This is a genomic window from Methanocalculus natronophilus (assembly GCF_038751955.1).
Taxonomy (GTDB): domain Archaea; phylum Halobacteriota; class Methanomicrobia; order Methanomicrobiales; family Methanocorpusculaceae; genus Methanocalculus; species Methanocalculus natronophilus.
On record NZ_JBCEXH010000078.1, the window covers coordinates 1 to 645 of the forward strand.

Below are 645 nucleotides of genomic sequence, written 5' to 3' on the forward strand. Positions count from 1 at the left end.
GCTTTGCATAATGTTTATGAAGTTTAATGTATTCGCGAGCTTGTAGCAAAGAAGAAGTAATTCTTGAATCTACTTCTTTATTTGATAACTCTTTATCTAAGTTTTTTTGAGTGATTTGATAAGCTTTTTTCATTCCTTTTACCAATGGCATGTTTTGAACTAGCTTTATAAAGTTGGAGAAGAATATGATAAACCCCCACTTATATTAGTTTGATTATATCATAGAATTTCTATATTCAATTGGACTCATTCTATATTTAGTAACGATTCGCACATTGTTGTAATAGTCGATATATTCTTCAATAGCTTGGATAAGATCTTTTTCATTTTCAAATTCATTTTCTTTACCATACCACATTTCGACTTTCATTCTACCAAAAAGTTTTCTGTTGGAGAATTATCTAAACAGTTACCTTTTCTACTCATTGATTGAATGATACTGATTTTACTAAGTTCACTTTGATATCTTGAGTTTTGATACTGCACTCCTTGATCAGACTGGATCATCATTCCTGCTAAAAAATTCGCATGATGTTTTTTTAACTGATTTAACATTTGCGTTATCTTATCCATTTTGGCATCTGTACCTACTGCGTAAGATAATACCTCTCTAGAATTAAAATCAATAATGGGTGAAAAGTATAC

2 protein-coding genes are annotated in these 645 nt (G+C 29.8%); both read right to left on the reverse strand.

Annotation, left to right across the window (positions count from 1 at the left end):
• Nucleotides 1-214: 214 nt before the first annotated feature.
• Entirely contained in the window at nt 215-370 is a 156-nt protein-coding gene (locus tag ABCO64_RS11020) for an IS3 family transposase (protein WP_425463711.1), read from the reverse strand.
• A partial coding sequence (locus ABCO64_RS10510; protein WP_343089432.1) for a DDE-type integrase/transposase/recombinase occupies nt 367-645 on the reverse strand: 279 nt, incomplete at its 5' end. The genes ABCO64_RS10510 and ABCO64_RS11020, both read right to left, overlap by 4 nt.

What these genes read in the sequence shown, in the direction of transcription:
- ABCO64_RS11020 (WP_425463711.1), bottom strand. Translation starts at nt 370, where the DNA reads ATGAAAGTCGAAATGTGGTATGGTAAAGAAAATGAATTTGAAAATGAA.